This window comes from Pseudomonas sp. LA5, from assembly GCF_028640825.1.
Classification (GTDB): Bacteria; Pseudomonadota; Gammaproteobacteria; order Pseudomonadales; family Pseudomonadaceae; genus Chryseomonas; species Chryseomonas aestiva.
On record NZ_JAQYZY010000033.1, the window covers coordinates 131646 to 157595 of the forward strand.

Sequence of the window (25950 nt, forward strand, 5' to 3'; positions counted from 1 at the left end):
CTACAACGATTCAGCCGGTATTCAGCGCCGCTCCGCCTCGTCGGCCTGGGCCGCCTGGTCAGCCCGCCGGCCCAGGTAGAAGCCGAGCCAGGCCCAGAGCGCCGCGCAACCGGCGCCCACCAGCGCCGGCAGCCAGGCGCCATGGCCGAGCAGGTCCAGCAGACTCTTGGCCCAGCCGCTGGCGGCGTCACCGGCGCGATAGACCACGGTGTCGATGAAGTTCTTGGCCTTGTACTGGGTCTCGGCGTCCAGCGGCGCGAAGAGCATCTCGCGGCCCGGGCGGATGAAGGCGTATTCGCCGATCCGCCTGACGATCATCAGCCCCGCCAGCATGGCGAAGGTGGGCAGCAGCGCGAGGCCCAGGAAGCCGATGCACATCAGCAGCGGCACCCCGGCCAGGAGCACCCGCACCCCGAGGCGCTGGGCCAGGCGGCCGGTGATCAGCACCTGGCTGGCCAGGGCGCCGGCCTGGACCACGAAATCCAGCAGGCCGAACACCTGCACCTGACGGGCGCGATCGGGAAACAGCTCGGCCACCAGGCGTGCCTGTTCGAAGTAGAGAAAGGTGCTGACCGTGGCCAGCAGGATGACGAAGGCGCTCACCGCCAGCAGATAGGGGGAGGCCAGCACCCGGGTCAGGCCGCTGAAGGGATTGCCGGCGACCGGGCGCCGCGGGCTTTCGGTCGGTGGCGCCCCTGGCCGCCCGGCGCCACGAATCTCGCGCCAGCCCATCAGATAGGCCTTGAGCCTGAGCGCCAGAAGCAGCAGCACGGCGGCCAGCAGCGCCAGGCCCGCCTCGCCGACCCGGGGCGCCAGGGCGGCGGCCAGTACCGGCCCGAGCAGCCCGCCGACACTGGCCCCGGCGGCGATGAAGGCGAACAGCCGCCGCGCCTGGGCGCCGTCGAAGACATCGGCCATCAGACTCCAGGCCACCGAGACCACGAAGAGGTTGTAGACCGATATCCAGACATAGAAGGCACGCGCCAGCCAGACGCTGTCGCCCAGGCTGGCGAAGCAGGCGGCGAAGGCCAGCAGGTTGAGGGCGAAGCAGCCATAGACCCAGTCGACGAAGCGAATCCGCGCCACCCGCGAGTTGAGCCAGGCGAACAGTGGCACGGCGAGCAGCATCACCAGGAAGGTGGCGGTGAACAGCCACTGCAGATTCTCCACGCCACCGGCGATGCCCATGGCCTCGCGGATCGGCCGCAGCATGAAGTAGCCGGCGAACAGGCAGAGAAACAGCGCAAAGCCGGCCAGGGCCGCGGACGACTCGCCGGCGCGGGCGTCGAGGACGCGACCGAGCCAATCCTTCATCTAGGCGAACAGCCCGGCGATGGCCTCGCGCTGGCGCGCATCGGGCAGGCGACCGCGACCGGCCTGGAGGTTATCGATCATGTAGCGTGGGTTGCTGGTGGCCGGGATCACTGCGGTCACCGCCGGGTCGGCGAGGATGAACTTGAGCAGCAGTTGCGCCCAACTGGTCGCGCCCAGTTCGGCGGCCAGGGGTGGCAGCGGCTTGCCACGGGTGCCGGAGAGCAGATTGCCGCGCTGGAAGGGGCGATTGATCAGCACGGCGATGCCCTGGTCGCGGCAATAGGGCAGCAGGCGTTTCTCGGCTTCGCGCTCGCCCACCGAATAGTTGAACTGCACGAAATCGACCTTCTCCTTTTGCAGCGTGGCCAGCAGATCGTCCAGCGCCGCTTCGCGATAGTGGGTGACACCGACATAGCGCACCTTGCCGCCCTGCTGCTGTTCGCGCAGCAGGGCCAGTTGGTTGGCGGTGTCCTGCAGATTGTGCACCTGGACCAGGTCCAGGCGTTCGGTCTGCAGGGCCTTGAAGCTGGCGGCCAGTTGCGCCGCGCCGCGTTCGCGCCCGGTGGACGACACCTTGGTGGCGAGAAAGACCCGCTCGCGAGCCTGGGCCCGCTTCACCAGCTCGCCGGCCACCCGCTCGGAATTGCCATAGCTGGGCGCGGTGTCGATGAGGGTGCCGCCGCCGTCGAGCAACGCCTTGAGTACCTCCTGCAGTGGCGCCAGGGCGGCATCGTTCAGCTCGACATCGAGATTGCCCGAGGTGCCCAGGCCGATGACGGGCAGGGCTTCGCCGCTGCGCGGGATCTTGCGGGTCAGCAACGGCTCGGCGGCCTGGGCGCTCTGCCACAGCCAGGGCGCGGCGGTGACCGCGGCGGCCAGGGCGGTGGTGGTCTGCAGGAAATGGCGACGGGTCGGCATGGCGGGCCTCGCGACGATCGAATTCGGAAGGATGACCCTTGAGTTAAGCGGTTCTTCCAGCCGATCGCCCACCGGGCTCATTGCCGCATGTTGCGAATGAAGCCCCGCCCGTAGGTTGGCGCTGAGCGCAGCGAAGCCCAACGGTGTCCAGGGTTGAAGCTCCCTGTTGGGCTTCGACGATGGAGCCGTCTCAGCGCCAACCTACGTACCGACTCCCGTAGCGTGGACAACGGCGCAGCCTTGTCCACTGGTTAGCTCTGACTGCCCAGTGGAAAACGCTGCGCGGTCTTCCACGCTACGGATTTGCGACATCCTGGCCCGCAAGAATCCCGTGATCTGCCGGCGGCAGCGTGCCGTCGCCACCCAGGTAGCGATCGTAGAAATCCCGCACCGTGACGTTCTTGTGCTTGGCCTCGAACATGATGTCGAAGCGGTCGAGAAACTGGCAGGCGTAGCGGTTGCACCAGTCGTTCCACATCATGTCGCTGTGGGCATAGAGCAGCCGCTTGCTGATCTGCTGCAGCAGGAACCTGATGTCGATCCGCTCGCTGGGCGAGACGCCCATTTCCATCAGGGCTTCCGGCGGCTGGGAGTAGTGCATGGCCGGTCGCACGCCGCGCCAGCTGTCGATGATCCTCGCCACCCGTGGCTCCCAGGGATCGATGTAGGCCTCTTCGTGGATCCAGCAGTGGTGGATGTCCAGCACCACCGGGGCGAGATCGGCCAGTTGCAGGCAGTCGTCGACGCCATAGGTCTTTTCATCGTTCTCGAAGGTGATGCAGTTTCGCGCCTCGCTCGACAGACGCGGCCAGATCGCGCGAATGCCGGGCACGCCCAGGCGACCGGCGATGTGCACATTGCACTTGAAGTCCTGGAATTTCTGGCCGTAGCCCATCAGGCGGATCATGTCGGCGTGGTACTCGAACTCCTTCAGGCTGTTCTCCACCACCTCGGGGCGATCCGAGCCCAGCACGCAGAATTGCCCGGGATGCAGCGACAGCCGCACATCGCGGCGGCGGGCCAGTTCGCCCAGCCGGCCGAAGCGATCCTCCAGCAGCGCCTGGAGCTCCTGGGAACGATAGAAGTAGGCGAATTCGGCGTGGCTGTAGAAGGGCAGCAGATCGCTGCTCAGGCGCAGCATGCGCAGATTGTCCGGCAGGTCGGCGACGTGCTCGACGAATCTCAGCTGGGCATCCAGGTTGTGGGTGACCACGTCCAGCAACTTGGCCTCGGCGGCGGCGCGTTCGACGCTGCCGAGCCAGCGCAGGGTGGTGGTGCGGGTATTGAAGGCCCGCTCGACCTGCTCCAGTGCCTTGAGCGACAGACTGCGCTCGGGATGACGGTACATGCAGGCAAAGCCGATTCGATACATGGGACGCTCGGGACAGGGACTATGGGCTTTAGTCCGCGCGGCGCCGCCTGGGTGCGGGTGGGGTGATGGGTGGAGCCGGGCTTGGCGTCTGGCGTCCGGGTTTGCCCTCACCCCGGCCCTCTCCCAGGGGGAGAGGGGGTAGTCTGGCAAGGGGGTGACGTTCTCGATGTATCAGCTTGAGCGGCGGCAGCCAGTGGAAAACGCTGCGCGGTTTTCCACGCTACGGGGGCGGCGGTAGGGTGGAAAACGGCGTAGCCTTTTCCACGTGTGCTCTGGCTGCCCTACCCTGGCCCCAACCACTGCGTCAGGGCATGCAGCACCAGCCCCACCAGGCCGCCCACGAGGGTGCCATTGATGCGGATGAACTGCAGGTCCTTGCCGACGCTCTGTTCCAGTTGCTGGACCAGCTCGTCGGTGTCCCAGGCGGCCACGCGGGCGGCGATGTAGTCGCCGATGCGCTGGCGGTTGCGGTCGATGAAGGGCGGCGCCACGGCCATCAGCTGCTCGTTGATCCAGCGTCGCATGGCTTCGTCGCGACTCAGGGTGTCGCCCAGCTCGGCCAGCAGCCGGCCCAGGCGCCGGCGGATGCGCGAATCCGGGGCGGCGAGATCGGCCTGCAGCCAGTTCACCAGTTGGTCCCACAGCTCCTGCAGATAACCCGCCAGCGCCGGGTGCTCCAGCAGCCGGTCGCGCAGTTGTTCGCCGCGCAGGCGAAAGGCCGGGTCCTCCTTGAGGCGCTCGATGAAGCCGACCAGATAGCCATCGAAATGCCGGCGCAACTCGTGCTCGCGGTCATGGCTGATCTCGCCGATCAGGCGCGACACCGCCTGCACCACCTTGATCGCCGACCAGCGCCCGACCCGTTCGTCCAGGCCCAGGTACTTCAGGGTACGCAGCTCGCCGCCGATGGTGCGGGCGATCAGCGCCTGGGTGTCTTCGTCCTGCAGCAGGCGATCGATCTCCTGCAGCACCTCGTCGAGCACCGCCTGATGGCGACCGTCGGCGGTCAGCATGTCGAGCAGTTCGCCGGACAGCGCCGCCACGTCCAGGCGCTGCAGCCGCTCCACCGCTACCCGGCGGATGAAGGCCTGCACCCGCACTTCGCGCAGGGCTTCCAGGGAATAGCGGGCGACTCCGGTGGCCTGGCTGGCCACCGCGGCGGCGTTGTCCGGCTGGCGCAACCAGCCGGCCAGGCGCCCGGCGGCGTCCAGTTCCTCCAGCTTGGCCAGCACCTGGGGCGTGGCGAGGAAGTGCAGGCAGATGAAGTCCGACAGCTTGCGCCCGACTCCGGCCTTGTTGCGCGGGATGATGGCGGTGTGGGGAATCGGCAGGCCCAGCGGATGGCGGAACAGCGCGGTCACCGCGAACCAGTCGGCGATGGCCCCGACCATGGCCGCCTCGGCGAAGGCGGCGGCGTAGCCCCAGGCCGGATGGCTGGCCTCGAGGGCAGTGGCCAGGCAGTAGAGCGCGGCCGCCAGGAACAGCAGCAGCAGCGCGATGAGCTTCATGCGCCGGACCGGGGTGAGGCCGTCGAGAGGAGATAAGGGCATAACGATGGGACGGTCCTTTTGCGTCGAGCGGGGTGATTGAGTAGAAAACGGCACCTGGGCGTAGTTTCTTACGCGCGTTCGTATTACCAACCCAACCCCATCCTAGCGCACGCTCTTCTTTACTCGCGTCAAGCCGTGCCTTCGAACATATTGCGTTTCAGGCTACGTGCAGACACGCACCTTCCCCGGTTCCTCAAGGAATGCGAATACCCAAAGCGTTCAAGGTTGGGGTATCCATACGCCCATTGATCGTCAGACCGGTATCCATTTGGAAGGACATCAAGGCACCTCGGGTACTTTTACCCAGAACGCCATCGATAGCGCCGTGGTAGTACTGTTTGAGTGTCAGCGCCGTTTGCACTCGCATGACCAAGCTGGATAGTGCCTCGCCAGTCGGCTGTGCTTTACCAGATGTCGTGTTCGGCTCGGTCGTGGTAGTGCCACTACTTTTCGAGGGAGCATAGAGTCCTGAGCTACCACTGTAGCCGGACGCCCCGCTACCACCACTACTGGGGGCACGATAATAGCTATCGGATGAGCTCGGTGCAGTATAGGAGCGCGGACTGCTGTAGCCCCCAGAACCACTGTAGTGCGAACTATGAGAGCTGTGGGATCGATGAGAGCTATGCGAGCGATGAGCTGCATAGAGATTGGTCGCATCGAGGGCATTGAGTGGATTGCTGAACACCGGTACCTGATTCCCTGGAGTGGCGCTCCACGTCATATCGGCCAAAGGCATCTGGTCGACCTGGGCCAGAGCACTTCCGGCGACCGGCAATAGGGTGACATGACCGATAAGCATCTTCCAACGATCAAGCAGACTCATGACGCGCTCCTTGCGAAGACAATAAAGCCTCGGCAGCCAGAGGACGGATACCCCGGCTCTGCCAACGCTCGTTATGGGATTTGAAAAAACCGGAACAACGAGTAACCGCTGCACAATCCTGGCAGGCGTCGATGAAGAGGTTTTTCCAATCCGAAATACTCTGCCGGGCAAAAGGCCTCAGGGGCGGGGATACCAGGCAAAGCGGTAGGTTGTAGAGCGATACGGGAATTCCACGGTGATGCAGAAAGAACACTGCCTCGCTCAACTCCTGCTGATAATCCAGAGGATCGATCCAAAGCTCGGTGTGATGCTTCCTAGCCAACCCTGTGCTTTCGATTCCCATGAATGCAACGTGGCGAACGAAAGGCAGATTACGAAACAGGAAGAGAGCCAGTTGCGGCAGCCGTGGTGTGGCCAGTCGATTGAGAACAACCCTGATCTCCACAACCTGATTGGCCCGGGCCAAGTTGTAAAGCCCGCGCAGCGTTTCGCTGAAAGCCCCTGGTGCCTGTACCAACTGATCGTGATCACCAGCATTGTCTGCATAGAGGGGTATGCCCCAACTCAGCTTGGGATGATCGAGCGCTTGCAATTCGCCAATCCAGGTTGGGTCCTGGAGCAGCCGGCCATTGCTGAGAAGGTGCAGCGCCTTGTCGGGTATGACGCTTTTAGCCTTATTCAAGACTGCCAACAGGCCCTCTCTATAAAGCGTAGGCTCGCCACCACTGATCCCAAGATGCTCCTCGCCTGCATCCATCAGATCGAGCAGGCGCAGATTTTCCTCAATATGCCAGAGATCATCTATGTCCTTGGGTGGTTGGGAACACATCAGGCAAAGGCTGTTACAACGATCGGTCATGAACAACAGGTTACTGTTAGCGCCACGGCGATAAAGCACCCTTACCAGGTTAGAAGCAGGAGAAAGGGCGACGACATCTCCAGAGCGCACCACGCCCGGGCTCCTACACTCACTCAAAAGAATTCGGCCTGATGGAATGTCACCGTCGAACACCGAATCGCACATGAATCCGGCAACCGGTATCCGCAACAGCCCTCGATATAGAGGACCAGCGCTATCGTCGAGATACAGCAGTACATCCGCCAGTTCGACCTGCCCCGCACATCTGGCTAGGCCATGCTCGACGAATTCCGCTGCGGTAAGCACCTTCAGCAGACGGGGCTCATGAAGATTGCGAATGAGGAATTGCGTTTCCTTCGCTAGCATCTCACTACCCCCGGTAACCAGGCAGGCTGACGTCTGCGAGAGAACGTCTACTGAGCCAGGACAACAAAACGCGCTGAGTCTCCTCGCTGCCATCTCGCAACAGAACGAACAGATGTCGCAACAGCTCCATGTTCTTCTGGCAGAAGGCACTGAAGGCCCGATGTCCTACGGGGTCGCCCTGACGAGCGTAATGCTCTATAGGGTCGCTGCCGCAGTAGGGAACCAAGGCGCAGTCGTTACACCCTGGCAGGGTTTCCGCGATTCCCGACGCCAGCAGTAATTGCATCGCTGGGGAAGCCAATAATTCGTGCAAGGGCTGCTGAACATTCCCTAGACGCAGCCCCTTCTCGCCCATTTCGACCAGCATCCTAGCTTCGTCGGACGGATAGACATCGCCATCGTAGTTATAGACTAGGGCGCCCAAGCCAGCGCCTAGAGGTGAGCGCAAATCGACATAGCCACTGGAGAAGGGTGTCAGCACGTTGTTCAACAGCAATGCTGTGTAGCTTTCGACCAGATAGGTGCCCTGGCTATTCAACGCGAGTAGGTAGTCCAGTGCACGATGGTAAAAGGCCAAGTAACGGGCCATGGGATAGGCCAGCCTCTGCGCACTTTTTGTAGCGAAGCCATACAGACTAAGGGGCCGTAGCGAAATACTGGATAAACCTTGGCGAACGTATTCGTCAATGATGGCTTCGGGTTGCTCGAGACTTCTGACAGTAAGGGTAGTTAAGGCGGACACGGCATCAGCACCAAGCCGCGCGCGAACCCTATGGATACCCTCCACGGTTCGCTCGTAGGCATCCCGTGTCGGTGTAGGCCGGTTGGCGTTGTGCAGAGCAGCCGGCCCATCCAGAGAGGTTGAGAACTGAATACGATGCGTGGCAGCAAAGTCCAAAATGGACTCGTCCAGATGATGCAGGGTGCTGGTGATGACGAACTGAACGTTGCGCTTTTCCCTGCTGTTGCGCTCCACCACCTCTTCAACGATCTGTCGAATCCTGGGAAATGCCAGTAACGGCTCACCTCCTTGAAATTCGACAGTCAAAACGTCCGATGAGGATTCGAACATCCTAGATACCGCATGGCGTGCATCCATTTCGCTCATGTCATGCCCAGCTCCACCCAAAGGAGCGCGGGACACCTGGCAATACTGACACGTGTGATTACAACGCAACGTGGTAACAAAGAGGTGCAGAGCAGGCCCCTGCTTCAAGAAATCTTTGCGACTCAGATACTGGGCGGCCATCTCTGGCAAAGGATCATGCCCGTCGGGTTCGTAGATGAAATGACGAGCCAGCAAATCCTTGTACAGCGCCGTACCTGGCCGGAGCTGGCGATCTACCAGGGCTCGCAACTGCTCTTCGGAAAGAAAGATGTATTCCCCAGTATCTGTCGTAACCAGAATCTCTCGCGACGACTGCCCGCCCAGTCGCATGAAACGGAAAGGCAGCAGTCGGTAACCACCCTGCATAGCGATGAGATGGGTCATCTAGCGAACACATCCATTCAGCGCCGCCTTTACCAGCAGCTCGCGCAAACCGACTGTTTCCTGTTGGATACGTTCGCGTAGCGCGAAATCGTTCAACTGCTGCAAAAGCAGAGCCCGCGCAACATCGGGAGAGGGCTGCAGCGAAATGCAGTTTTGAGGTGCGGGTAACGCCTCAATGCACCATTCGCCATCACTAGTCTTGAGTTGAATGACTAGGCGATCTGCGAGGCTATAAATTGCCCGTTGGACGCAGCTCAGCGAATAGAGGGTGGGATCTAGCAGTAACGTGACAGGCCATGTCATGAGGGCGTCCTTGATAACCCGAAGCCAGCTCTCGAAACACTGCAGGACTTGCAGCTTAAGCAGTATTCGAAGAACGAGCTTCTAGGGTGCATCCCCTGGACTATCAAGCAGAGCACTTTACGCCAAACGGTTCGCGAGGCAGGACGAATAGTCTTATTAATTACATCGCTTCCTTTGGACACCTCATCCCCTGACAGACAGTTAAGGAGCAAGATTAGAACTACCCGCCTATCTCCTAATCCAGCCTGACCCAGCGCTCCTCCTGCGCCGATTGCCGCGCGGCCTGGGCCAGGCGTTCCACTTCCCAGGCTTCCTGGAAGTCGACACCGGTGTGTCCGGGGTTGCCGCCCAGGGCCTCCAGCAGCGAGCGGACCTCCAGGGTCTTGAGTTCGTTGTAGCCGAGCTGGTGGCCAGGGGCCGGGCAGAAGGCGGCGTAGTCCGGCAGGTGCGGACCGGCCAGCAGGGTACGGAAACCGGCCAGGCCCGGACGGTCGCCGACCTGGTAGAGGCGCAGTTCGTTGAGCCGCTCCTGGTCGAAACTGAGGGTGCCGCGGGTGCCGCAGACCTCGAAGGCCAGGCGATTCTTGCGCCCGTGCTTGAGCCAGCTGGTGGTCAGGGTGCCGCGGGCGCCACTGGCGAAACGCAGCAGCAGATGGGCCTGGTCGTCGATCTCAACCGTCCGGGTGCCGCCCTGGTGGGGCCGCTGGCCATGGGCGGTGTGCAGATCGGCGCAGAGCGCCGCCACCGGGCCGAGCAGGAAGCGCGCCAGCGACAGGATATGGCTGCCCAGGTCGGCCAGGGCGCCGCCAGCCTGGCGGGTCTCGCAGCGCCAGGTGAAGGGCCCCTGGGGATCGCCCATGAAGTCTTCGCTGAATTCGCCGCTGAAGCTGACGATCTCGCCCAGTTCGCCGCTGTCGATTAGCTCACGCGCCTGCCTGAGCATGGGATTCTGCAGGTAGTTGTAGCCGACCCGGTTGACCACCCCGGCCTGGCGCGCGGCGTCGCGCATTTGCGTCGCCTCCTCCAGGCTCACCGCCAGGGGCTTTTCGCAGTAGACCGCCTTGCCCGCCGCCAGGGCGGCCAGGGCCATGGGCGCGTGCAGCAGATTGGGCGTGGTGATGGCCACCAGCTCGACCTGGGGATCGGCGATCAGGCTTTCCCAATCGCAGCTGCGGGTGAAGCCCCAGGCGTCGGCGCAGCGAGCGGCGCGCTCCGGATCGGCGTCGGCCAGGGCCACCAGCCGCGGGCGGACCGGGAGCGCGAAGCTGCTCGCCGCGTGATGGAAGGCCTGGGCATGGGCATGACCCATGAAGCCGGTGCCGATCAGACCGATGCCGATGTCGCGCATGTCGTTCTCCGTCAGGGGTGTAGAAAGACCCGGCCGGCCAAGCCAGTAGCCGACCGGGTAAAAGGGATGGCTTAGGGGTGGGGGCGCCCTCACCCCGGCCCTCTCCCAGGGGGAGGGGGGGAAAAACGGTCGGGTGCTGGCTCGGCCCTCACCCCGGCCCTCTCCCAGGGGGAGAGGGGGAAAAACGGTCGGGTGCTGGCTCGGCCCCTCACCCCGGCCCTCTCCCAGGGAGAGGGGAAGGCGCCAGCCCTAGCGCTTGGCCTTGCGCTTGTTGCGGTACTGGTCGATGACCACGGCGACCACGATGATCAGGCCCTTGATGATGTCCTGGACGTAGGCGTCCACCCCGAGGAAGGTGAAGCCGCTGGCCATGGTGCCGAGGATCAGGGCGCCGATCACGGTGCCGGTGATGCGCCCTACCCCGCCCGCCAGGCTGGTACCGCCGATCACCGCCGCAGCGATGGCGTCCAGTTCGTAGGACATGCCCATGCCCGCCTGGCCGGTGGCGGCGCGGGCCGAGGCCACGACCCCGGCCAGGCCCGCCAGCAGGCCGGCGATGCTGTAGACGATGATCAGGTGCTTCTTGACGTTGATGCCGGAGATGCGCGCGGCCTGCATGTTGCCGCCGATGGCATAGGTGTACTTGCCGTACTTGGTGTAGCGCAGGGCGATGTGGAAGATCACCGCCACCACCAGGAAGATGATCACCGGCATGGCCCCGGCGCCGATGGCGGTGTAGTTGTCGGACAGCATGCTGATCGGCTGGCCTTCGGTGTAGTAGCGCGCCAGGCCGCGGGCCGAGACCATCATGCCGAGGGTGGCGATGAAGGGCGGGATGCCGGTGACGGCGATGATGCTGCCGTTGATGGCGCCGGCCAGCAGCCCCACCCCGAGGCCGGCCATGACCGGCACCCAGACCGGCAGGTCGGTCAGCGAGGGAAACACCGCCCGGCCGAAGTCCGAGCCCTGGGCCAGACTCGCCGCCACCATGGCCGACAGCGCCAGCACCGAGCCGGAGGAGAGGTCGATGCCGGTGGTGATGATCACCTGGGTCACGGCGATGGCCAGCAGGCCGATGATCGAGACCTGCAGGATCATCAGCACAAGGCGCTGGGAATTCATCAGGAAGCTCTGGTCACGCAGGACCCAGCCGAAGGCCTCGAAGGCCAGGCCGATGCCCAGCAGCACCAGCAGGATACCCAGTTCGGTGGGAATGCGGCGCCGCGGGCGCGCGCTGGGTAGCTCGGCGGTTTTCTTGTCCAGGAGGGCACTCATCTTGTTCTACCTCTTGTATGCCGGGAGCGATGGGCGCAGCCCACCGCGCGAAGGGTGCGCTAGTGCAGTACGGGATTGCCCGAGGCCAGGTGCATGACCCGCTCCTGGGTGGCTTCGCCGCGATCGAGAAAGCCGGTGACGGTGCCTTCGTGCATCACCATCACCCGGTCGCTCATGCCCAGGACCTCGGGCAGTTCGGAAGAAATCATGATCACCGCCAGGCCCTCGGCGGCCAGCTTGGCGATCAGCCGGTAGATCTCGGCCTTGGCGCCGACGTCGATGCCGCGGGTGGGCTCGTCGAGGATGAGGATGCGCGGCCGGGTCATCAGCCAGCGGGCGATCAGCGCCTTCTGCTGGTTGCCGCCGGAGAGATTGGCGATGCACTGGTCCAGCGAGGGGGTCTTCACCCGCAGTTGCTGGCGCATCTCCTCGCAGAGCTGGTCGAGGCGCTGCTGCTGCACGAAGCCGCCGCTGGCGAAACCATTCAGCACCGCCACCTCCATGTTTTCCCCCACCGACAGGCAGGAAAAGATGCCGGTGTCCTTGCGGTCTTCGGTGAGCAGCGCCAGGCCTTTCTGGATCGCCAGATGAGGATCGCTCATCCGTACCGGCCGGCCGTCGATGCGGATCTCGCCCGCCGTGGCCGGGGTCACGCCGAACAGCGTCTCGGCGACATTGGTGCGCCCCGAGCCCATCAGTCCGGCGATGCCCAGCACCTCGCCGGCGCGCAGGTCGAAGGAGACGCCGGAGAACACCCCGTCCAGGCCCAGGTCGCGCACCGACAGCAGCACCTCGTCGCGCGGCGCGGTGCGCTCCGGGAACAGCTGGGTCAGTTCGCGCCCCACCATCATGGCGATCAGGCCGTCACCGTTCATGCTGTCGGCGCGCTGCAGGCCGATGTACTGGCCGTCGCGGAACACCGCGACCTCGTCGGCGATCTGGAACACCTCGTCCATCTTGTGGGTGATGTAGACGATGCCCTTACCCTGGGCCTTGAGGTCGGCGATGATGGAAAACAGGTGCGCCACCTCGGTCTCGGTGATGGCCGAGGTGGGTTCGTCCATGATCAGCACATCGCTGTCGTAGGACACCGCCTTGGCGATCTCCACCATCTGCCGCCCGGCGATGGACAGGCTGCCCACGCTGTCTTCCGGGTCCAGGGCGATGCGCAGTCGGTCCAGCAGCGCCTGGGTCTGGCGACGCATCTTGCCGTGGTCCACCAGGTGCAGGGCATTGAGCGGTTCGCGACCCAGCCAGATGTTCTCGGCGATGGTCATGAAGGGCATCAGATTGAGTTCCTGGTGAATCATGGCGATCCCCGAATGCAGTGCCTGCAGCGGCGTCTCGAAGCGCACCGGCACCCCGCGCAGCCGCACCTCGCCGGCATCGGGCTGGTAGATGCCGGCAATGATCTTCATCAGCGTCGACTTGCCCGCGCCGTTCTCGCCCATCAGCGCCAGCACGGTGCCGGGACGCACCCGCAGCTGCACGTGGGACAGCGCCTTGACGCCGGGAAACTCCTTGGTGACGTCGACGATTTCCAGCAGGTATTCGCCGGGCGCGGCCGTGGCCGCGGTGGCGGGAGCGGCGGCAGGGGTGGCGGAACTGAGCATGATCACGATCTCCTCGCGGGCGCCGACCAGGCGGCGCGGGTCGCTGGTCAGTAGAGGGCGCTGGGCGAAGGGCTGGCCGTGACGGCGTCTGCCAGGTGCGGGCAGGTGCCCGGCGGACAGGCGATCGGAGACCCGAGCAGGGACAGGGAGCGGGATGGCATGACGGCACCTTTTATTCTTGTTGAAGGGTGCGCTCGCCGGGGCGAGGCACCGCTGTACGTCTTGGCTTGCCCTCGACTCTATTGGAAAATAAATTCCAGTCAATATATTTTTGGAATTTTTAGGTGATAATCATCGAGGAGCCGCAACCCGCCCGGCGCCGCTGGCAAGGCCCCAGATAGACAAACGGGCGGTCCGTTGCCGGACTGCCCGTTTGCTCTGGAAAGCCGTTCTGGCGCGGCGCCCCGCCCTCCTTCCAGGACGGCGCAGGCGCCTCAGGTCATTTGGTCATGGCCTGGAATTCGGCGACGTTCTCCGGGGTGATCAGGCGGAAGGGAATCAGCACGTTCTGCTCGCCGGGGGTCTTGTTGATCATCTTCAGCGCCGCATCGAGGGCGCCTTCCGCCTGGCCCTTGGCGTCCTGGAACACCGAGACCGTCACCAGGCCGCGCTTGATCGCCGCCAGGCCGTCGGGCGTACCGTCGACGCCGGTGACCAGCACGTCCTTCCTGCCGGCCTGGCGCAGGGCCATGGCCGCGCCGATGGCCATCTCGTCGTTGTTGGCGAAGATGGCGTTGAGTTCCTTGCCGGCCAGCAGCCAGTTGCTGGTCAGGTCCATGGACTTGTCGCGCTGCCAGGCCGCGGTCTGCTCCTCGACGATCTTGATGCCCGGATACTTGGCCAGGACCTCCTTTACCCCGGCGGTGCGATTGTGGGTGGAGTTGTTGGCCAGATCACCCAGCAGGATGGCCACCTGGCCCTTGCCGCCGAGCTTGTCCGCCACGTACTGCGCCTGCAGGCGGCCGGCTTCCTTGTCGTCGGAAGTCACCGCGACCACGCCCGCCGGCAGAGTGGGCTCGTCGGGGCGGCGGTTGATGTAGACGATGGGTACGCCGGCCTTGGTGGCGGCCTCGGTCAGGGTCCGGGTCGCGGCGGTGTCCACCGGATTGACGATGACCGCATCGACCTTCTGGCTGATGAAGCTCTGCACCTGGGTGAGCTGCTTGACCACGTCGTTGCGGGCGTCCTCGAACTGCAGCTGCACGCCGTCGGTCTTGGCCTTCTTGGTCATGTATTCGCGGACATAGGTAAGGTAGTTGTCGTCGAACGACGACATGGTCACCCCGACCTTGAGGTCCGCCAGGGCCGCACTGCTGCCCAGCAGCAGCGACAGCGCCAGGGTGGCAAAGCGAGTTTTCTTCTGCATGGTTCAGGCTCCATTCGTGGGGTGACGATCAGCAAGGGGATCAGACGGGCGCAACGGCCAGGCGCACCTCGGGCGCCGCGCGGTCTTGAACCGGGCGGAGCCTGAGCGAACGCTGGAAAGACGCGGGAATCAGTGCGGGCGGTAGAACACCGCGGCGCCGGGCGAGGCGCAGAGCACGGCGCCGCTGCGCTCGTGGCAGAACAGCCGGCCGAGCAGGGCGAGCAGTCGGGAGGGACGCTGCACCTTGAGGCGGTGCACGGCGGCGAGGGCGAGACGGAAGGAATGCGTGGAGTGGTTCATGTGACGGCACCTATTATTGTTGTCGGGGCGCACGGCCCTGGTGACTCGTTTCTGCAACTGCTCTCGACTCTATTGGAAATTTAATTCCACAACAAGAGAGAAATAGAAATTTCATTCGACCTGTACGAATGACCGCCGCGCTCGCCCCTGGGCACCTGCCCGCGACCGCTCCGCTGCCTCTTCGAGGCCCTCTACCACCAGGCTTTCCCCCGTACGGGCACTCTGCCGCGCCGCCGCCAGGATCGCCTGGCAGGCCAGTGTTTCCTGCGGCGTGACCGGCAAGGGCGCGCCCTGGGTGAGGGCCGCCAGCCAGCCTTGGTAGAACAGATCCCAGCGGCCCCGTTCGCTCGGTACCCGTGAGCGCTCGTCGCCCACGCTCAGCCAGCCCCAGCGCTGATGCTCCTCGGCGCCCCAGCTGGCCTTTTCGCTGCGCGGGGTCCGCCCCTGGCGCAGGGCCGCGGCCTGGCCATCCAGGCCATCGACGCTATAGGCGCCCCGCTCGCCGACCACCCGCAGCCGCTGGGGACAGTTCTGCAGACCACTGCCCGAGAGGTGCGAGACCACCCCCGAGCGATGGCGCAGGGACAGGAAGAATTCCCGCTCCCGCGCGGGATCGCCACGGCGGAACTGCGCCTCGGCATAGACCCGTTCGACCGGCCCGAACAGCAGCAGCGCCTGGTCCACCAGATGGCTGCCCAGTTCGAGGAGCAGGCCAGCCTCGGCGCCCAGGCCCGCCGCGGCCAGATCGGTCAGTTGCAGGCGCGACTCGAAGAGGCGTACCCGGCCCAGGCGCTTTTCGCGCAGCAGTCGCGCCAGGGTGAGCAGGTCCGAATCCCAGCGGCGCAGCTGCTGGACGCAGAGCGGGACGCCCCGCCGTTCGGCCAGCGCCATCAGGTCCTCGGCCTCTGCCAGGGTGCTCGCCAGCGGCGCCGCGCAGACCACCGGCAAGTCCCGCCGCAACGCTTCCCGCACCTGCGCCGGACGTTCGCCGAGAGGCGTGGCGATCACCAGGCTGTCCACCCCGGCGGCGATCAGCCCGGCCAGGTCGGGATGGCCGGTGACGCCGGGATACGCCTTGGTCAACTCGGCATGCTGCGCCGGCGAGACTGTCACCACACCCACCAGTTGGACGCCCGGGGTGCTGGCGATCAGCGGCGCCTGCAGCAGGCGTCCGAGGCCGTCGTAGCCGACCAGTCCGATTCTCACGGCCGAGGCCTCCCGTGCAGGCAACACATCCCCGCGAGCGACCTAGGCGTAGAAAGCCGGTCGGCTGGGCAGGGTCACCGGCTCGATGGCGCCGCTGTCCTGGGCCTTGATGCAGGCGTCGGCGGTGACCGCGGCGATGTAGCCGTCCCAGGACGACGGCCCGGTCAGCTGGCCGGCGGCGAGGTCGTCGATGAAGGCCTGCAGTTCCACGTCGTAGGCGGCGATGAATCTGTCCTTCCAGTCCATGAGGATCTCGTTGGACAGCCGCGCCTCGCTGCGCAGCTGCACAGAGGTCGGCTCCGGCAGGCGGGCGATGCCGCGCTCGCCGACGATCTCGCACTGGATGTCGTAGCCGTACTGGCAATTGACGAAGACCTCGACGTCGATGCGCACGCCCTTGGCCGTTTCCAGCAGCACCACCTGGGGATCGCGCAGGTGCTCGCGCGCCGCCGGCGCCTTGCGCGGAAAGACCACCTGGGCGGACACGTAATGATCGTCCAGCAGCCAGGCCAGCACGTTGATCTCGTGGATCAGGGTGTCGGTGATGGCCATGTCGGTACTGTAGTGCTCGCTCACCGTGGGATTGCGGTGGGCCGCATGGATCATCAGCGGTGCGCCGATGCGATCGGCGTCGACCACCGCCTTGAGCTGGCGATAGCCGGCATCGTAGGGCCGCATGAAGCCCACCTGCACCAGGCGCTTGCCGTGGGCCTGTTCGGCTTCGACGATGCGCCGGCAGCCCTCGGCGGTGGTCGCCAGCGGCTTTTCGCAGAACACCGGCTTGCCGGCGGCGATGGCGGCCAGCACGTACTCCTCGTGGGTCGGCCCCCAGGAGGCGACCAGCACCGCCTGGACGTCCGCCGCGGCGATCAGCGCATGGCCGTCGGCATAGACCTCCGCGGTGATGCCCAGCTCCTGGACCACCCGGGCGGCCTGGTCGGCGTTGATGTCGGTCACCGCCACCACGCGACTGCCCAGCAGGGTGTGGCTCAGGCGGCGGATGTGTTCGCGGCCGATGGCGCCGGTCCCGATGACACCGATGTTCAAGGTCATGACTTCATTCTCCGATTTGGACTTGTTATGGAGTGAGCGGCGCTCAGTATTGGCGGGCCTGGGCGGCGTTTTCCCTGAGCACCCGGGCGACGGCGGCGATCTTTTCGCTGGTGGAGACCTCGGCGCCGCCGACCCGCCACCAGGACAGGTAGCCGTGCAGCATGGTCTTGGGCAGCACCTTGATGTCGATCAGGGTGGAGACCGTCTGCCGACGGGCATCGACCAGGGCCGCTTCCAGCTCCTCCAGGGTGCGCACGCTATAGGTCTTGCAGCCGTAGGCGGCGGCGCTCATGGCGAAGTCCACCGGCACGAAGTCGCCGTCGAGCTTGCCGGTCTCCGGATTGCGATAGCGGAATTCGGTGCCGAAGCTGCCCATGCCGTGGCCGACCTGCAGGTTGTTGATGCAACCGAAGGTCATGTTGTCGAGCAGCACCACGTTGATCTTGCGCCGCTCCTGGATGGAGGTGGCCAGCTCTGAGTGCAGCATCTGGTAGGAACCGTCCCCCACCAGCGCATAGACCTCGCGCTCCGGTTCGGCCAGCTTCACGCCGAGGGCGGCGTTGATTTCGTAGCCCATGCAGGAATAGCCGTATTCCAGGTGGTAGGTGTTGACGCCCTTGCTCTGCCAGGCGCGCTGCAGGTCACCCGGCAGGCTGCCGGCGGCGGCGACGATGATGGCGTCGTCGTCCAGCCGTTCGTTGAGGCGGCCGAGCACCTGGCTCTGGGTCAGGGACGAACCGGTCAGACGGACGAATTCCTCCAGCACCGCGCGCGGCAGGTCGTCGTCGATCTCCGGCACGAAGTCGGCGCCGGTGTAGCCGACCGTGTAGACCCGCTCCACCTCCTGACGATAGCGCTCACGCGCCTCCCCCACCTGGCCGCCCCAGCCGGCGCGGTAGTCGGTAGCCCCTAGCGCCTCGGTCAGGGCGTCGAGGGCTTCGCGGGCATCGGCCACCACGGCTAGGCCATCAAGCTTGCCGGCGTCGAAGGCGGCCACGTTGAGATTGAGGAATTCCACCTCGGGATGCTGGTAGAGCCACTTCGAGGAGGTGGTGAAATCGGTGTAGCGGGTGCCGACGCCGATGATCAGATCCGCTTCCCGGGCCAGCAGGTTGGCGGCCAGGCAGCCGGTCTCGCCGATGCCGCCGACATTGAGTTCGTGGCTGGAGACGATGGCGCTCTTGCCGGCCTGGGTCTCGGCGAAGGGAATCTCGAAGCGCTCGGCGAAGCGCTGCAGGGCCGCGGCGGCGCCGGAATACTTCACCCCGCCGCCACAGATCAGCAGCGGCTTGCGCTTGCGCCTGAGCAGCTGCACCGCCTCCGCGATGGCGGCGACCACTGGCGGCCGGCGATCCAGGCGGTGCACCCGCTTGGCGAAGAAGTAGTCGGGATAGTCGTAGGCCTCGCCCTGGACATCCTGGGGCAGCGCCAGCGTCACGGCGCCGGTCTCGGCCGGATCGGTCAGCACGCGCATGGCGTTGATCGCCGCGCTCATCAGCTGCTCGGGGCGGTTGATGCGATCCCAGTACTTGCTCACCGCGCGGAAGGCATCGTTGGTGCTGATCGACAGGTCGTGGAATTGCTCGATCTGCTGCAGCACCGGATCGGGCTGGCGACTGGCATAGACGTCGCCGGGCAACAGCAGCAGCGGGATGCGGTTGGCGGTGGCGGTGGCCGCGGCGGTCAGCATGTTGGCCGCGCCCGGCCCCACCGAGGAGGTGCAGGCATAGATCTGCCGACGCAGCTTCTGCTTGGCGAAACCCGTGGCGGCATGGGCCATGCCCTGCTCGTTGCGCCCCTGGTGCACCACCAGCTCACCGGCCTCCTGCTCCAGCGCCTGGCCCAGGCCGAGCACGTTGCCGTGGCCGAAGATGGTGAAGACGCCGGCGACGAATCTGGTCTCGACGCCATCGACGCTGAGGTACTGGTTGTCGAGAAATTTCACCAGGGCCTGGGCCATGGTCAGACGTTGGGTGCTCATGGCTTCTCCCCGGTCACTTGGCGGTGGGCATGCTGAATTCGGCGCCCTTGGCGATGCTGTCGGGCCAGCGCTGCATCACGCTCTTGTAGCGGGTGTAGAAGCGCAGGCCTTCCTCGCCATAGGCGTGGTGATCGCCGAACAGGGATCTCTTCCAGCCACCGAAGGAATGCCAGGCCATGGGCACCGGGATGGGCACGTTGATGCCGACCATGCCCACCTTGATGGTGCGGGCGAAGGCGCGGGCGATGCCGCCGTCACGGGTGAAGCAGGAGACGCCGTTGCCGAATTCGTGGGCGTTGATCAGTTCCACCGCGCTGGCGAAGTCCGGCACCCGCACGATGCCCAGCACCGGGCCGAAAATCTCTTCCCGGTAGATGGTCATCTCCGGGGTCACGCCGTCGAACAGGGTGGCGCCAACGAAGAAGCCGTGCTCGGCACCGGGCACCTTGAAGTTGCGGCCGTCGACCAGCAGCCTGGCGCCCTCCTCCACCCCTTTCGTGATGTAGCCCTCGACCTTGGCCTTGTGCTGGCCGGTCACCAGCGGCCCCATGTCGGCGTCGGCTTCCACGCCGTTGCGCACCCGCAGGGCATCGATGCGCGGCAGCAGTTTCTCGATCAGGGCATCACCCACCTCGCCCACCGCCACGGCAATGGAGATGGCCATGCAGCGCTCGCCGGCCGAACCGAAGCCGGCGCCGATCAGGGCATCGGCGGCCTGGTCCAGGTCGGCGTCGGGCATCACGATCATGTGGTTCTTGGCACCGCCCAGGGCCTGGACGCGCTTGCCGCGGCGGGTGCCTTCCTGGTGGATGTATTCGGCGATGGGGGTGGAGCCGACAAAGGAGATGGCCTCCACGTCCGGGTGCTGCAACAACGCATCCACCGCCACCTTGTCACCCTGGACCACGTTGAATACGCCATCGGGCAAGCCGGCCTGCTTGAGCAGCTCGGCCAGCAGCAGGCTGGCGGAGGGATCGCGCTCGGAGGGCTTGAGGATGAAGGTGTTGCCGGTGGCCAGCGCCATGGGAATCATCCACAGCGGCACCATCACCGGGAAATTGAAGGGGGTGATGCCGGCGCACACGCCCAGCGGCTGGCGCAGGTTCCAGTTGTCGATGCCGCCGCCGATGTTGTCGCTGTAGCTGGTCTTGGCCAGGTGCGGCGCGCCGCAGGCGAATTCCACCACCTCGATGCCGCGCGTCACCTCGCCCATGGCGTCGGACAGCACCTTGCCGTGCTCACGGGTGATCAGCGCCGCCAGTTCCCGGTGGTGCTGGTCGAGCAGCTCCTTGAAGCGGAACAGGATGCGCGCCCGGCGCAGCGCCGATTGCTCGGACCACTCGGGAAAGGCCGCCTTGGCCGCCGCCACCGCCTGGTCCACGGTCTGCGCCGTGGCCTGGGCGACCCGCCCCTGGACCACGCCCTCGGCCGGATTGAAGACGTCGCTGAAACGCTCGGCCTGGGTCGAGACCGCGCCGTTGATGTAGTGCCCGATGACGGGGGTGTCGCTCATGTCCTGATCCTCGTGTCCTGGGGTCGCCGCCACGGCGAATGCGAAAGGGGTTAGCGAGTCAGCAGCCACTCGTGCTGCGGATCGTTGTGGAATTTCCAGACGCGCCGGGGGCCGGCCATCACGTTGAGGTAATAGGACTCGTAGCCATAGGGCACGCTGACCGGGTGATAGCCGCGCGGCACCAGCACCACGTCGTGGTCTTCCACCGCCATGGCCTGGTCCAGGTCACGCTCGTCGGTGTAGACGCGCTGGAAGACGAAGCCCTGCCCCGGATCGATGCGGTGGTAGTAGGACTCCTCCAGCAGACTCTCCGCCGGCAGGTTGTCGCGGTCATGGCGATGGGGCGGATAGCTGGAGGAATGCCCGGACGGGGTGCGCACCTCCACCACCAGCAGCGAATGGGCCGCCACCGTGTCCGGCAGGATGTCGCAGACATAGCGGGTGTTGGCGCCCTTGCCGCGGGTGGATCGCTGCATGCTCGCCGGCTCGATCAGCCGCGGTGGCAGCCGGTCCGCCACCAGCGGATTGCCGGGCGAGGTGCAGATGGCGATTTCGGCGGTGCTGTCGGCGGTCACCCGCGCTTCGCTGCCGGGCGGCAGGTAGGCGGCATAGGGCGAGACGTCTTCGAAGACGCTCTGGCGACCGGCCAGCCCGCGCCAGGCGAAGGCGCCCAGCTGCGGATGCCCGCCCTCGATACTGGCGCCGCCGCTGAGCAGCACGATGCAGACCTCCAGATCGCCTGCCAGCACCGGCAGGGACTCCCCCGGTTGCAGGCGATGGGCGGCGAAGCCGACATAGTCCAGGGCGCCGGCCGGGACGCTGACGATGTCGCGGGCGCTACGGTCGGCTTTGACGAGCAGATTCATCGGATTCCTCCTCAGGCAGTGGCCTGCGCCACCAGCTGGCGCAGATGGTCGTAGCCCTTCTTGGCGTATTCGTAGGCCGGCGCCACGGCCGGGTCCTGCTCGGCCTCCACCACCAGCCAGCCTTCATAGCCGGCAGCCACCAGCACCTTGAGCAATGCCGAGAAATCGATGTCGCCGTCACCCGGCACGGTGAAGGTCCCGTTGAGGATGCAGTCCGGAAAGCTCCACTGGTGGTTGCGCGCCAGCTGCACCACGGCCTTGCGCACGTCCTTGAAGTGCACGTGGCAGACCCGGTCGATATGTTGCCGCAGCACGCTCAGGGGATCGCCACCGCCCATGTAGCAATGGCCGGCATCGAACAGCAGGCCGACGTCCGGAGAGGTCAGCGCCATCAGCCGGGCGATGTCCTCGGGCGCTTCCACATAGGCGCCCATGTGGTGGTGATAGGCCAGGCGCAGGCCCTGGCTCAGGGTGAAGGCGGCCAGGCGATCGAGCTTCTCGGCATAGGCCTGCCAGGCGGCGTCGCTGTGGAAGCGCGGTCGCTCGATCAGCGGCCGGCGCTGCCCCTGGATGGAGCCGGCCACCTCGCCGTAGACCAGCACCTTGGCGCCGTTCTCGGCCAGCAGCCGGCAATGCGGACGGATCGCCTCGATCTCGACCTCAACATCCCGGTGCGCCAGGCCGCTGGAATACCAGCCGGACACCAGCTCCAGGTCATGCTGGCCGAGGACCTCGCCCAGCGCCTTGGGCTCGCTGGGAAACTTGCCGCCCAGCTCGAAGCCCTGGAAGCCGATTTCCTTGCCCTCGCGCAGGATGGTCGCAAGCGGGGTGTCGCCGCCCAGGGCCGGCAGGTCGTCGTTAGCCCAGGAGATAGGGTTGATGCCGATCTTGAGTTGTTGTGCGGTCATGTCGGAGCTGCTCGTCAGGAGGCGATCAGGCGCGGGCGTCGCGCCAGGCCTGGATCAGGAATTCGAAGTTGCTGCGGATCTGCGCGACCAGCGCACGGTCGTCGATCTCGCCGGCCAGCCAGGCCCGACTCGGCTGGGCGAAGATGGTCCGGCCCACGGCGAAGCCCTGGCAGCGCTGGCTGGCGCTGGCCTGACGAAAGCCCTCGGCCAACTCTTCGGCCGGGGCGTTGAGGCCCAGCACCACCACGCCCTGGCAATGGGGATCGCGTTCGGCGATCAACTGGTCGAGTTGCCTCCAGACGGCGGCCGGCTGCGCCTCGATCTTCCACCACTCGGGATAGATGCCCAGGTTGTACAGTCGCTTGATGGCGCGATAGAGCACGTCCGGCCGGCTGGAGGCATGGTTCTTCGGTGGGATGACCTCCAGCAGGAGTTCATGACCGCTGGCCTGGGCCGCTTCATACAGCCCCTTGAGCTGAGCCTCCTGCTCCAGCCGCAGCAGCGGCTCGTCATCGGGGTGGAATTGCACCAGGCACTTGATGATCTGCTCGCTCGGCCAGCTCAGCAGGATGCTGCCCACCGAGCGACCATGCTCGAAGGCCAGCGGTCGCGAATTCTGCAGCTCCACCGGCCGGGCGATCCACCAGCCGCGGCCGCTGGCGGCATTCAGGGCGTCCTGGCCGAAGCGCTCGTCGGCCAGCAACCCGACGTCGGCGGCCACACCCTGACGCTGCAGGTCCTGCTCGACCTCGGCGATGGCCTGGACGAACAGCTGCTTGAGCGCCGGAATCCGCGCCGGGTCGGCGCCCACCTGCTGAGCGCTCTCCACCAGCTGGTAGCGGTGATCGAAGGCGAAGATGAACAGCGGCTGCCACTGGCGGCGCCGCGTACTGACCCGGTGCAACCGGGTGAGCACGGGATCGAGGTCGGGCCGGGTGATGGGCATCGGACTGTGGTTGAGGTAATCCAGCTCGGCCAGGGTCGGCATGGCCGGGGCGCAGCCGTGGCGCGACACCACCAGCCCGCCGCAGGCATTGGCCAGCCGGCAGCATTCGGCATCGTTGCCGCCGGTCAGCCAGCCGCGCAGGAAGCCGGACATGAAGGCATCGCCCGCACCCAGCACATTGAGCACCTCGACGCGGATGCCGCGATGGATCTCGCCTTCCTCGAGACGCGCCGGAATGGCACCCTGGATCACCGTGCAGCCCTGGGCGCCAAGCTTGACCACCAGGGTCGCCGCGGTCACCTCGCGGACCCGGCGCAGGGCGGTGAGCAGGTCTTCGCTGCCCCCGGCGATCTGGAATTCCTCTTCGGTGCCTACCACCAGGTCGAAGCGCGGCAGGATGCGCTGCACATGGGCGCTGACCTCGGCACTGGCGATGAAGCGGGTCTCGCCATCGGCCTTGCCGGTCAGCCCCCAGAGCACCGGGCGGTAGTCGATGTCCAGCACCCGCTTCACGCCGTTGCGCTCGGCGTAGTCCAGCGCCCGGCTGCTGGCCTGGAACACCCCCTCGGTGGAGAAGTGGGTACCGGTGATCAACAGTGCCTTGGCGCTGGCGATGAAGGCCTCGTCGATGTCGTCCGCGCCCAGCGCCATGTCGGCGCAATTCTCGCGATAGAACACCAGGGGAAAGGTCTCGCGATCCTTGATGCCCAGCAGCACCAGGGCGGTGAGGCGCTCGCGATCCACCTGGATGCCGCGGGTGTCGCAGCCTTCCTGCGCCAGCGTCCGAGTCAGGAAGCGGCCCATGTGGTCGTCACCGACCCGGGTCAGCATCGCCGACTTCAGACCCAGGCGCGCGGTGCCGAAGGCGATGTTGGCGGAGGATCCCCCCAGGTACTTGGCGAAGCTGCTGACATCTTCCAGTGGCGCCCCGATCTGCTGCGCATAGAGGTCGACGCCCAGTCGCCCCAGGCAGATGACGTCCAACTGGCGCCCGCTGGCGAAGAAATGATCACCCATGGGTGGCTCCTGCTTATTGTTATCGGCCAACCGCGCGGACCCGAGGGGCCGAACGTGTGAGTGAGCTCAGGCTAGAACGACGCCGCGGACAAATCAACAAATTTTCCACATGAGATTTTATGGAATTTAATTTCCATAACTGGCGTACACTGCGCCTGCCGTCCCACTTCGACGCCGCCCGGCGAATGGGTTAAGTTGCCGGCACAAGAATCCCTACCGCGAGATAGCCCATGTCCTCCGACTCCCCGGCCGACGACCCCCTCAGCAGCGCGCCGCTGGCCGATCCCCCCGGCAACGTCGAGCAGTTGCTGGCCTGCATCGCCCGTGACTACGAGGCCCTGCCACGCCAGCTGAAACGGGTGGCCGCCTATGTCAGCCAGCAGAGCGACAGGGTCATGGTCGATCGCATCAGCGACATCGCCGGGCAGTGCGAGGTGCATCCCTCGGCCATCGTGCGCTTCTCCCAGCGCTTCGGCTTCAAGGGCTTCAGCGAGATGCAGGCGCTGTTTCGCGAGGCCTACACCCACAAGACCACGCCGGTACAGAACTACCAGCAGCGCATCCGCAGCATGATCGCCAACAAGAGCCAGCGCGCCAGCAGCGGCGATCTGGCCCGCGAGTGCATCAACGCCACCCGCTCGGGGCTGGATCGACTCGCCGAGGAACTGGACGACGCCGCCTTCGACAAGGCCGTCGACCTGCTGGTGAACGCCGAGAACATCTATGTGGTGGGGGTGCGCCGCTCCTTCGCCGTGGCCGACTACCTGGTCTACAACCTGCAGCACACCAACAAGCGCATCCACCTCATCACCGGCCTGGGTGGCGGCTATCGCGAACAGATGCGCAGCATCGCCCAGGGCGACCTGCTGATCGCCATCAGCTTCAGCCCCTATGGCAAGGAAAGTCAGCAGTGCGTGCGCATCGCCCAGCACCACAAGGCCAAGACGCTGATCATCACCGACAGCAATCTCTCGCCCCTGGCCAAGCGCGCCGATGCCCTGCTGCTGGTCAACGAAGGCAGTGCCTTCGCCTTCCGGTCGCTGAGTGCCACCCTCTGCCTGTGCCAGGCGCTGTTCCTGGCCCTGGGCTATCGCCTGGAGCTGAAGATGGACGAGATCCAGCTGCCGCTGGACGAGGACGACTAGCCGAACCGGCCCCGGCGGGGCCGCGCAAACGCTTGATCGACAAACAGAAATTTCTTGAGCAGAAGGCTTGACAGCCACCGGCGCCTTGCCAATAATGCGCGCCTCGGATGGCTACGTAGCTCAGCTGGTTAGAGCATAGCATTCATAATGCTGGGGTCCGGGGTTCAAGTCCCTGCGTAGCCACCACCTATTTCCAAGGGTCAGCGTAAGCTGACCCTTTTTTATTGCCCACGAAAAAGCCCACCGCGGCACCGCTTTTAGTCCCCTCTCCCTCCGGGAGAGGGCTAGGGTGAGGGCCCTGCCCCGCTCTCCCCCCGGACAGCCTTCCCGCCCACGGAAAAGTCCAGCAAAAGCAGACCCAAGCCACAGCTAGCACCGCTCTTCGTCCCCTCTCCCCTCGGGAGAGGGCCAGG

General features: G+C 65.5%; 21 protein-coding genes and 1 tRNA gene. 2 read left to right on the forward strand and 20 right to left on the reverse strand.

Annotated elements, in window-relative coordinates:
* Nucleotides 1-21: 21 nt before the first annotated feature.
* The 20 genes from PVZ72_RS11075 to PVZ72_RS11170 all read right to left on the reverse strand — a co-directional run bounded on the left by PVZ72_RS11075 (nt 22) and on the right by PVZ72_RS11170 (nt 24392).
* Nucleotides 22-1314 (reverse strand): NTP/NDP exchange transporter, encoded by a 1293-nt coding sequence (locus PVZ72_RS11075; RefSeq protein ID WP_273861897.1) that lies wholly within the window; start codon nt 1312-1314, stop codon nt 22-24.
* The gene (locus PVZ72_RS11080; RefSeq protein WP_273861898.1) at nt 1315-2232 is read right to left on the reverse strand and encodes an aldo/keto reductase; all 918 of its coding nucleotides are present in this window, start codon (nt 2230-2232) and stop codon (nt 1315-1317) included.
* A 295-nt stretch (nt 2233-2527) separates the two neighbouring features.
* A complete protein-coding gene (gene uvsE / locus PVZ72_RS11085) occupies nt 2528-3604 on the reverse strand; it encodes a UV DNA damage repair endonuclease UvsE (RefSeq protein WP_273861899.1) in 1077 nt (358 codons plus the stop codon).
* Between the two features lie 281 nt (nt 3605-3885).
* Nucleotides 3886-5154: a DUF445 domain-containing protein gene (locus PVZ72_RS11090; protein WP_273861900.1), complete on the reverse strand. Its 1269-nt coding sequence runs from the start codon at nt 5152-5154 to the stop codon at nt 3886-3888.
* A 193-nt stretch (nt 5155-5347) separates the two neighbouring features.
* The gene (gene hxsA / locus PVZ72_RS11095) at nt 5348-5980 is read right to left on the reverse strand and encodes a His-Xaa-Ser repeat protein HxsA (RefSeq protein WP_273861901.1); all 633 of its coding nucleotides are present in this window, start codon (nt 5978-5980) and stop codon (nt 5348-5350) included.
* Nucleotides 5967-7205, reverse strand: coding sequence for a His-Xaa-Ser system radical SAM maturase HxsC (gene hxsC, locus PVZ72_RS11100; RefSeq protein WP_273861902.1), 1239 nt, complete (start codon nt 7203-7205; stop codon nt 5967-5969). The genes hxsA and hxsC overlap by 14 nt, the downstream gene beginning before the upstream one ends.
* A gap of 4 nt (nt 7206-7209) precedes the next feature.
* A complete protein-coding gene (hxsB, locus tag PVZ72_RS11105) occupies nt 7210-8697 on the reverse strand; it encodes a His-Xaa-Ser system radical SAM maturase HxsB (RefSeq protein WP_273861903.1) in 1488 nt (495 codons plus the stop codon).
* Nucleotides 8698-9000, reverse strand: a complete 303-nt coding sequence (gene hxsD, locus PVZ72_RS11110; RefSeq protein WP_273861904.1) for a His-Xaa-Ser system protein HxsD — start codon at nt 8998-9000, stop codon at nt 8698-8700.
* A 235-nt stretch (nt 9001-9235) separates the two neighbouring features.
* Nucleotides 9236-10348, reverse strand: a complete 1113-nt coding sequence (locus PVZ72_RS11115) for a Gfo/Idh/MocA family protein (protein ID WP_273861905.1) — start codon at nt 10346-10348, stop codon at nt 9236-9238.
* A 249-nt stretch (nt 10349-10597) separates the two neighbouring features.
* On the reverse strand, nt 10598-11623 hold the full coding sequence (locus tag PVZ72_RS11120) for an ABC transporter permease (RefSeq protein ID WP_133861581.1): 1026 nt from the start codon (nt 11621-11623) through the stop codon (nt 10598-10600).
* Between the two features lie 59 nt (nt 11624-11682).
* Nucleotides 11683-13236: a sugar ABC transporter ATP-binding protein gene (locus PVZ72_RS11125; RefSeq protein WP_273861906.1), complete on the reverse strand. Its 1554-nt coding sequence runs from the start codon at nt 13234-13236 to the stop codon at nt 11683-11685.
* A gap of 439 nt (nt 13237-13675) precedes the next feature.
* Nucleotides 13676-14602, reverse strand: coding sequence for a sugar ABC transporter substrate-binding protein (locus PVZ72_RS11130; RefSeq protein WP_187980435.1), 927 nt, complete (start codon nt 14600-14602; stop codon nt 13676-13678).
* Nucleotides 14603-14731: 129 nt separating this feature from the next.
* Nucleotides 14732-14902, reverse strand: coding sequence for a hypothetical protein (locus PVZ72_RS11135; protein WP_158896923.1), 171 nt, complete (start codon nt 14900-14902; stop codon nt 14732-14734).
* Nucleotides 14903-15013: 111 nt separating this feature from the next.
* Nucleotides 15014-16108: a Gfo/Idh/MocA family protein gene (locus tag PVZ72_RS11140; RefSeq protein ID WP_273861907.1), complete on the reverse strand. Its 1095-nt coding sequence runs from the start codon at nt 16106-16108 to the stop codon at nt 15014-15016.
* Between the two features lie 42 nt (nt 16109-16150).
* A complete protein-coding gene (locus tag PVZ72_RS11145; protein ID WP_133861585.1) occupies nt 16151-17161 on the reverse strand; it encodes a Gfo/Idh/MocA family protein in 1011 nt (336 codons plus the stop codon).
* A gap of 43 nt (nt 17162-17204) precedes the next feature.
* The gene (gene iolD, locus PVZ72_RS11150; protein WP_273861908.1) at nt 17205-19142 is read right to left on the reverse strand and encodes a 3D-(3,5/4)-trihydroxycyclohexane-1,2-dione acylhydrolase (decyclizing); all 1938 of its coding nucleotides are present in this window, start codon (nt 19140-19142) and stop codon (nt 17205-17207) included.
* 13 nt (nt 19143-19155) lie between these two features.
* The gene (locus PVZ72_RS11155; RefSeq protein ID WP_133861587.1) at nt 19156-20655 is read right to left on the reverse strand and encodes a CoA-acylating methylmalonate-semialdehyde dehydrogenase; all 1500 of its coding nucleotides are present in this window, start codon (nt 20653-20655) and stop codon (nt 19156-19158) included.
* A 50-nt stretch (nt 20656-20705) separates the two neighbouring features.
* Nucleotides 20706-21521 (reverse strand): 5-deoxy-glucuronate isomerase, encoded by an 816-nt coding sequence (gene iolB, locus PVZ72_RS11160; protein WP_273861909.1) that lies wholly within the window; start codon nt 21519-21521, stop codon nt 20706-20708.
* Nucleotides 21522-21532: 11 nt separating this feature from the next.
* On the reverse strand, nt 21533-22429 hold the full coding sequence (gene iolE / locus PVZ72_RS11165) for a myo-inosose-2 dehydratase (RefSeq protein ID WP_273861910.1): 897 nt from the start codon (nt 22427-22429) through the stop codon (nt 21533-21535).
* A 25-nt stretch (nt 22430-22454) separates the two neighbouring features.
* On the reverse strand, nt 22455-24392 hold the full coding sequence (locus PVZ72_RS11170) for a bifunctional 5-dehydro-2-deoxygluconokinase/5-dehydro-2-deoxyphosphogluconate aldolase (protein ID WP_273861911.1): 1938 nt from the start codon (nt 24390-24392) through the stop codon (nt 22455-22457).
* Nucleotides 24393-24622: 230 nt separating this feature from the next.
* On the opposite strand from PVZ72_RS11170, the gene PVZ72_RS11175 reads away from it, so the two are divergent.
* Both PVZ72_RS11175 and PVZ72_RS11180 read left to right on the forward strand, forming a co-directional pair.
* On the forward strand, nt 24623-25537 hold the full coding sequence (locus PVZ72_RS11175; RefSeq protein ID WP_133861591.1) for a MurR/RpiR family transcriptional regulator: 915 nt from the start codon (nt 24623-24625) through the stop codon (nt 25535-25537).
* A gap of 109 nt (nt 25538-25646) precedes the next feature.
* A tRNA-Met gene (locus PVZ72_RS11180) sits at nt 25647-25723 on the forward strand.
* Nucleotides 25724-25950 lie beyond the last annotated feature (227 nt).

Coding starts and splice junctions, on each gene's coding strand:
- PVZ72_RS11075 (WP_273861897.1), bottom strand. CDS start 1,314: ATGAAGGATTGGCTCGGTCGCGTCCTCGACGCCCGCGCCGGCGAGTCG.
- PVZ72_RS11080 (WP_273861898.1), bottom strand. CDS start 2,232: ATGCCGACCCGTCGCCATTTCCTGCAGACCACCACCGCCCTGGCCGCC.
- uvsE (WP_273861899.1), bottom strand. CDS start 3,604: ATGTATCGAATCGGCTTTGCCTGCATGTACCGTCATCCCGAGCGCAGT.
- PVZ72_RS11090 (WP_273861900.1), bottom strand. CDS start 5,154: ATGCCCTTATCTCCTCTCGACGGCCTCACCCCGGTCCGGCGCATGAAG.
- hxsA (WP_273861901.1), bottom strand. CDS start 5,980: ATGAGTCTGCTTGATCGTTGGAAGATGCTTATCGGTCATGTCACCCTA.
- hxsC (WP_273861902.1), bottom strand. CDS start 7,205: ATGCTAGCGAAGGAAACGCAATTCCTCATTCGCAATCTTCATGAGCCC.
- hxsB (WP_273861903.1), bottom strand. CDS start 8,697: ATGACCCATCTCATCGCTATGCAGGGTGGTTACCGACTGCTGCCTTTC.
- hxsD (WP_273861904.1), bottom strand. CDS start 9,000: ATGACATGGCCTGTCACGTTACTGCTAGATCCCACCCTCTATTCGCTG.
- PVZ72_RS11115 (WP_273861905.1), bottom strand. CDS start 10,348: ATGCGCGACATCGGCATCGGTCTGATCGGCACCGGCTTCATGGGTCAT.
- PVZ72_RS11120 (WP_133861581.1), bottom strand. CDS start 11,623: ATGAGTGCCCTCCTGGACAAGAAAACCGCCGAGCTACCCAGCGCGCGC.
- PVZ72_RS11125 (WP_273861906.1), bottom strand. CDS start 13,236: ATGCTCAGTTCCGCCACCCCTGCCGCCGCTCCCGCCACCGCGGCCACG.
- PVZ72_RS11130 (WP_187980435.1), bottom strand. CDS start 14,602: ATGCAGAAGAAAACTCGCTTTGCCACCCTGGCGCTGTCGCTGCTGCTG.
- PVZ72_RS11135 (WP_158896923.1), bottom strand. CDS start 14,902: ATGAACCACTCCACGCATTCCTTCCGTCTCGCCCTCGCCGCCGTGCAC.
- PVZ72_RS11145 (WP_133861585.1), bottom strand. CDS start 17,161: ATGACCTTGAACATCGGTGTCATCGGGACCGGCGCCATCGGCCGCGAA.
- iolD (WP_273861908.1), bottom strand. CDS start 19,142: ATGAGCACCCAACGTCTGACCATGGCCCAGGCCCTGGTGAAATTTCTC.
- PVZ72_RS11155 (WP_133861587.1), bottom strand. CDS start 20,655: ATGAGCGACACCCCCGTCATCGGGCACTACATCAACGGCGCGGTCTCG.
- iolB (WP_273861909.1), bottom strand. CDS start 21,521: ATGAATCTGCTCGTCAAAGCCGACCGTAGCGCCCGCGACATCGTCAGC.
- iolE (WP_273861910.1), bottom strand. CDS start 22,429: ATGACCGCACAACAACTCAAGATCGGCATCAACCCTATCTCCTGGGCT.
- PVZ72_RS11170 (WP_273861911.1), bottom strand. CDS start 24,392: ATGGGTGATCATTTCTTCGCCAGCGGGCGCCAGTTGGACGTCATCTGC.
- PVZ72_RS11175 (WP_133861591.1), top strand. CDS start 24,623: ATGTCCTCCGACTCCCCGGCCGACGACCCCCTCAGCAGCGCGCCGCTG.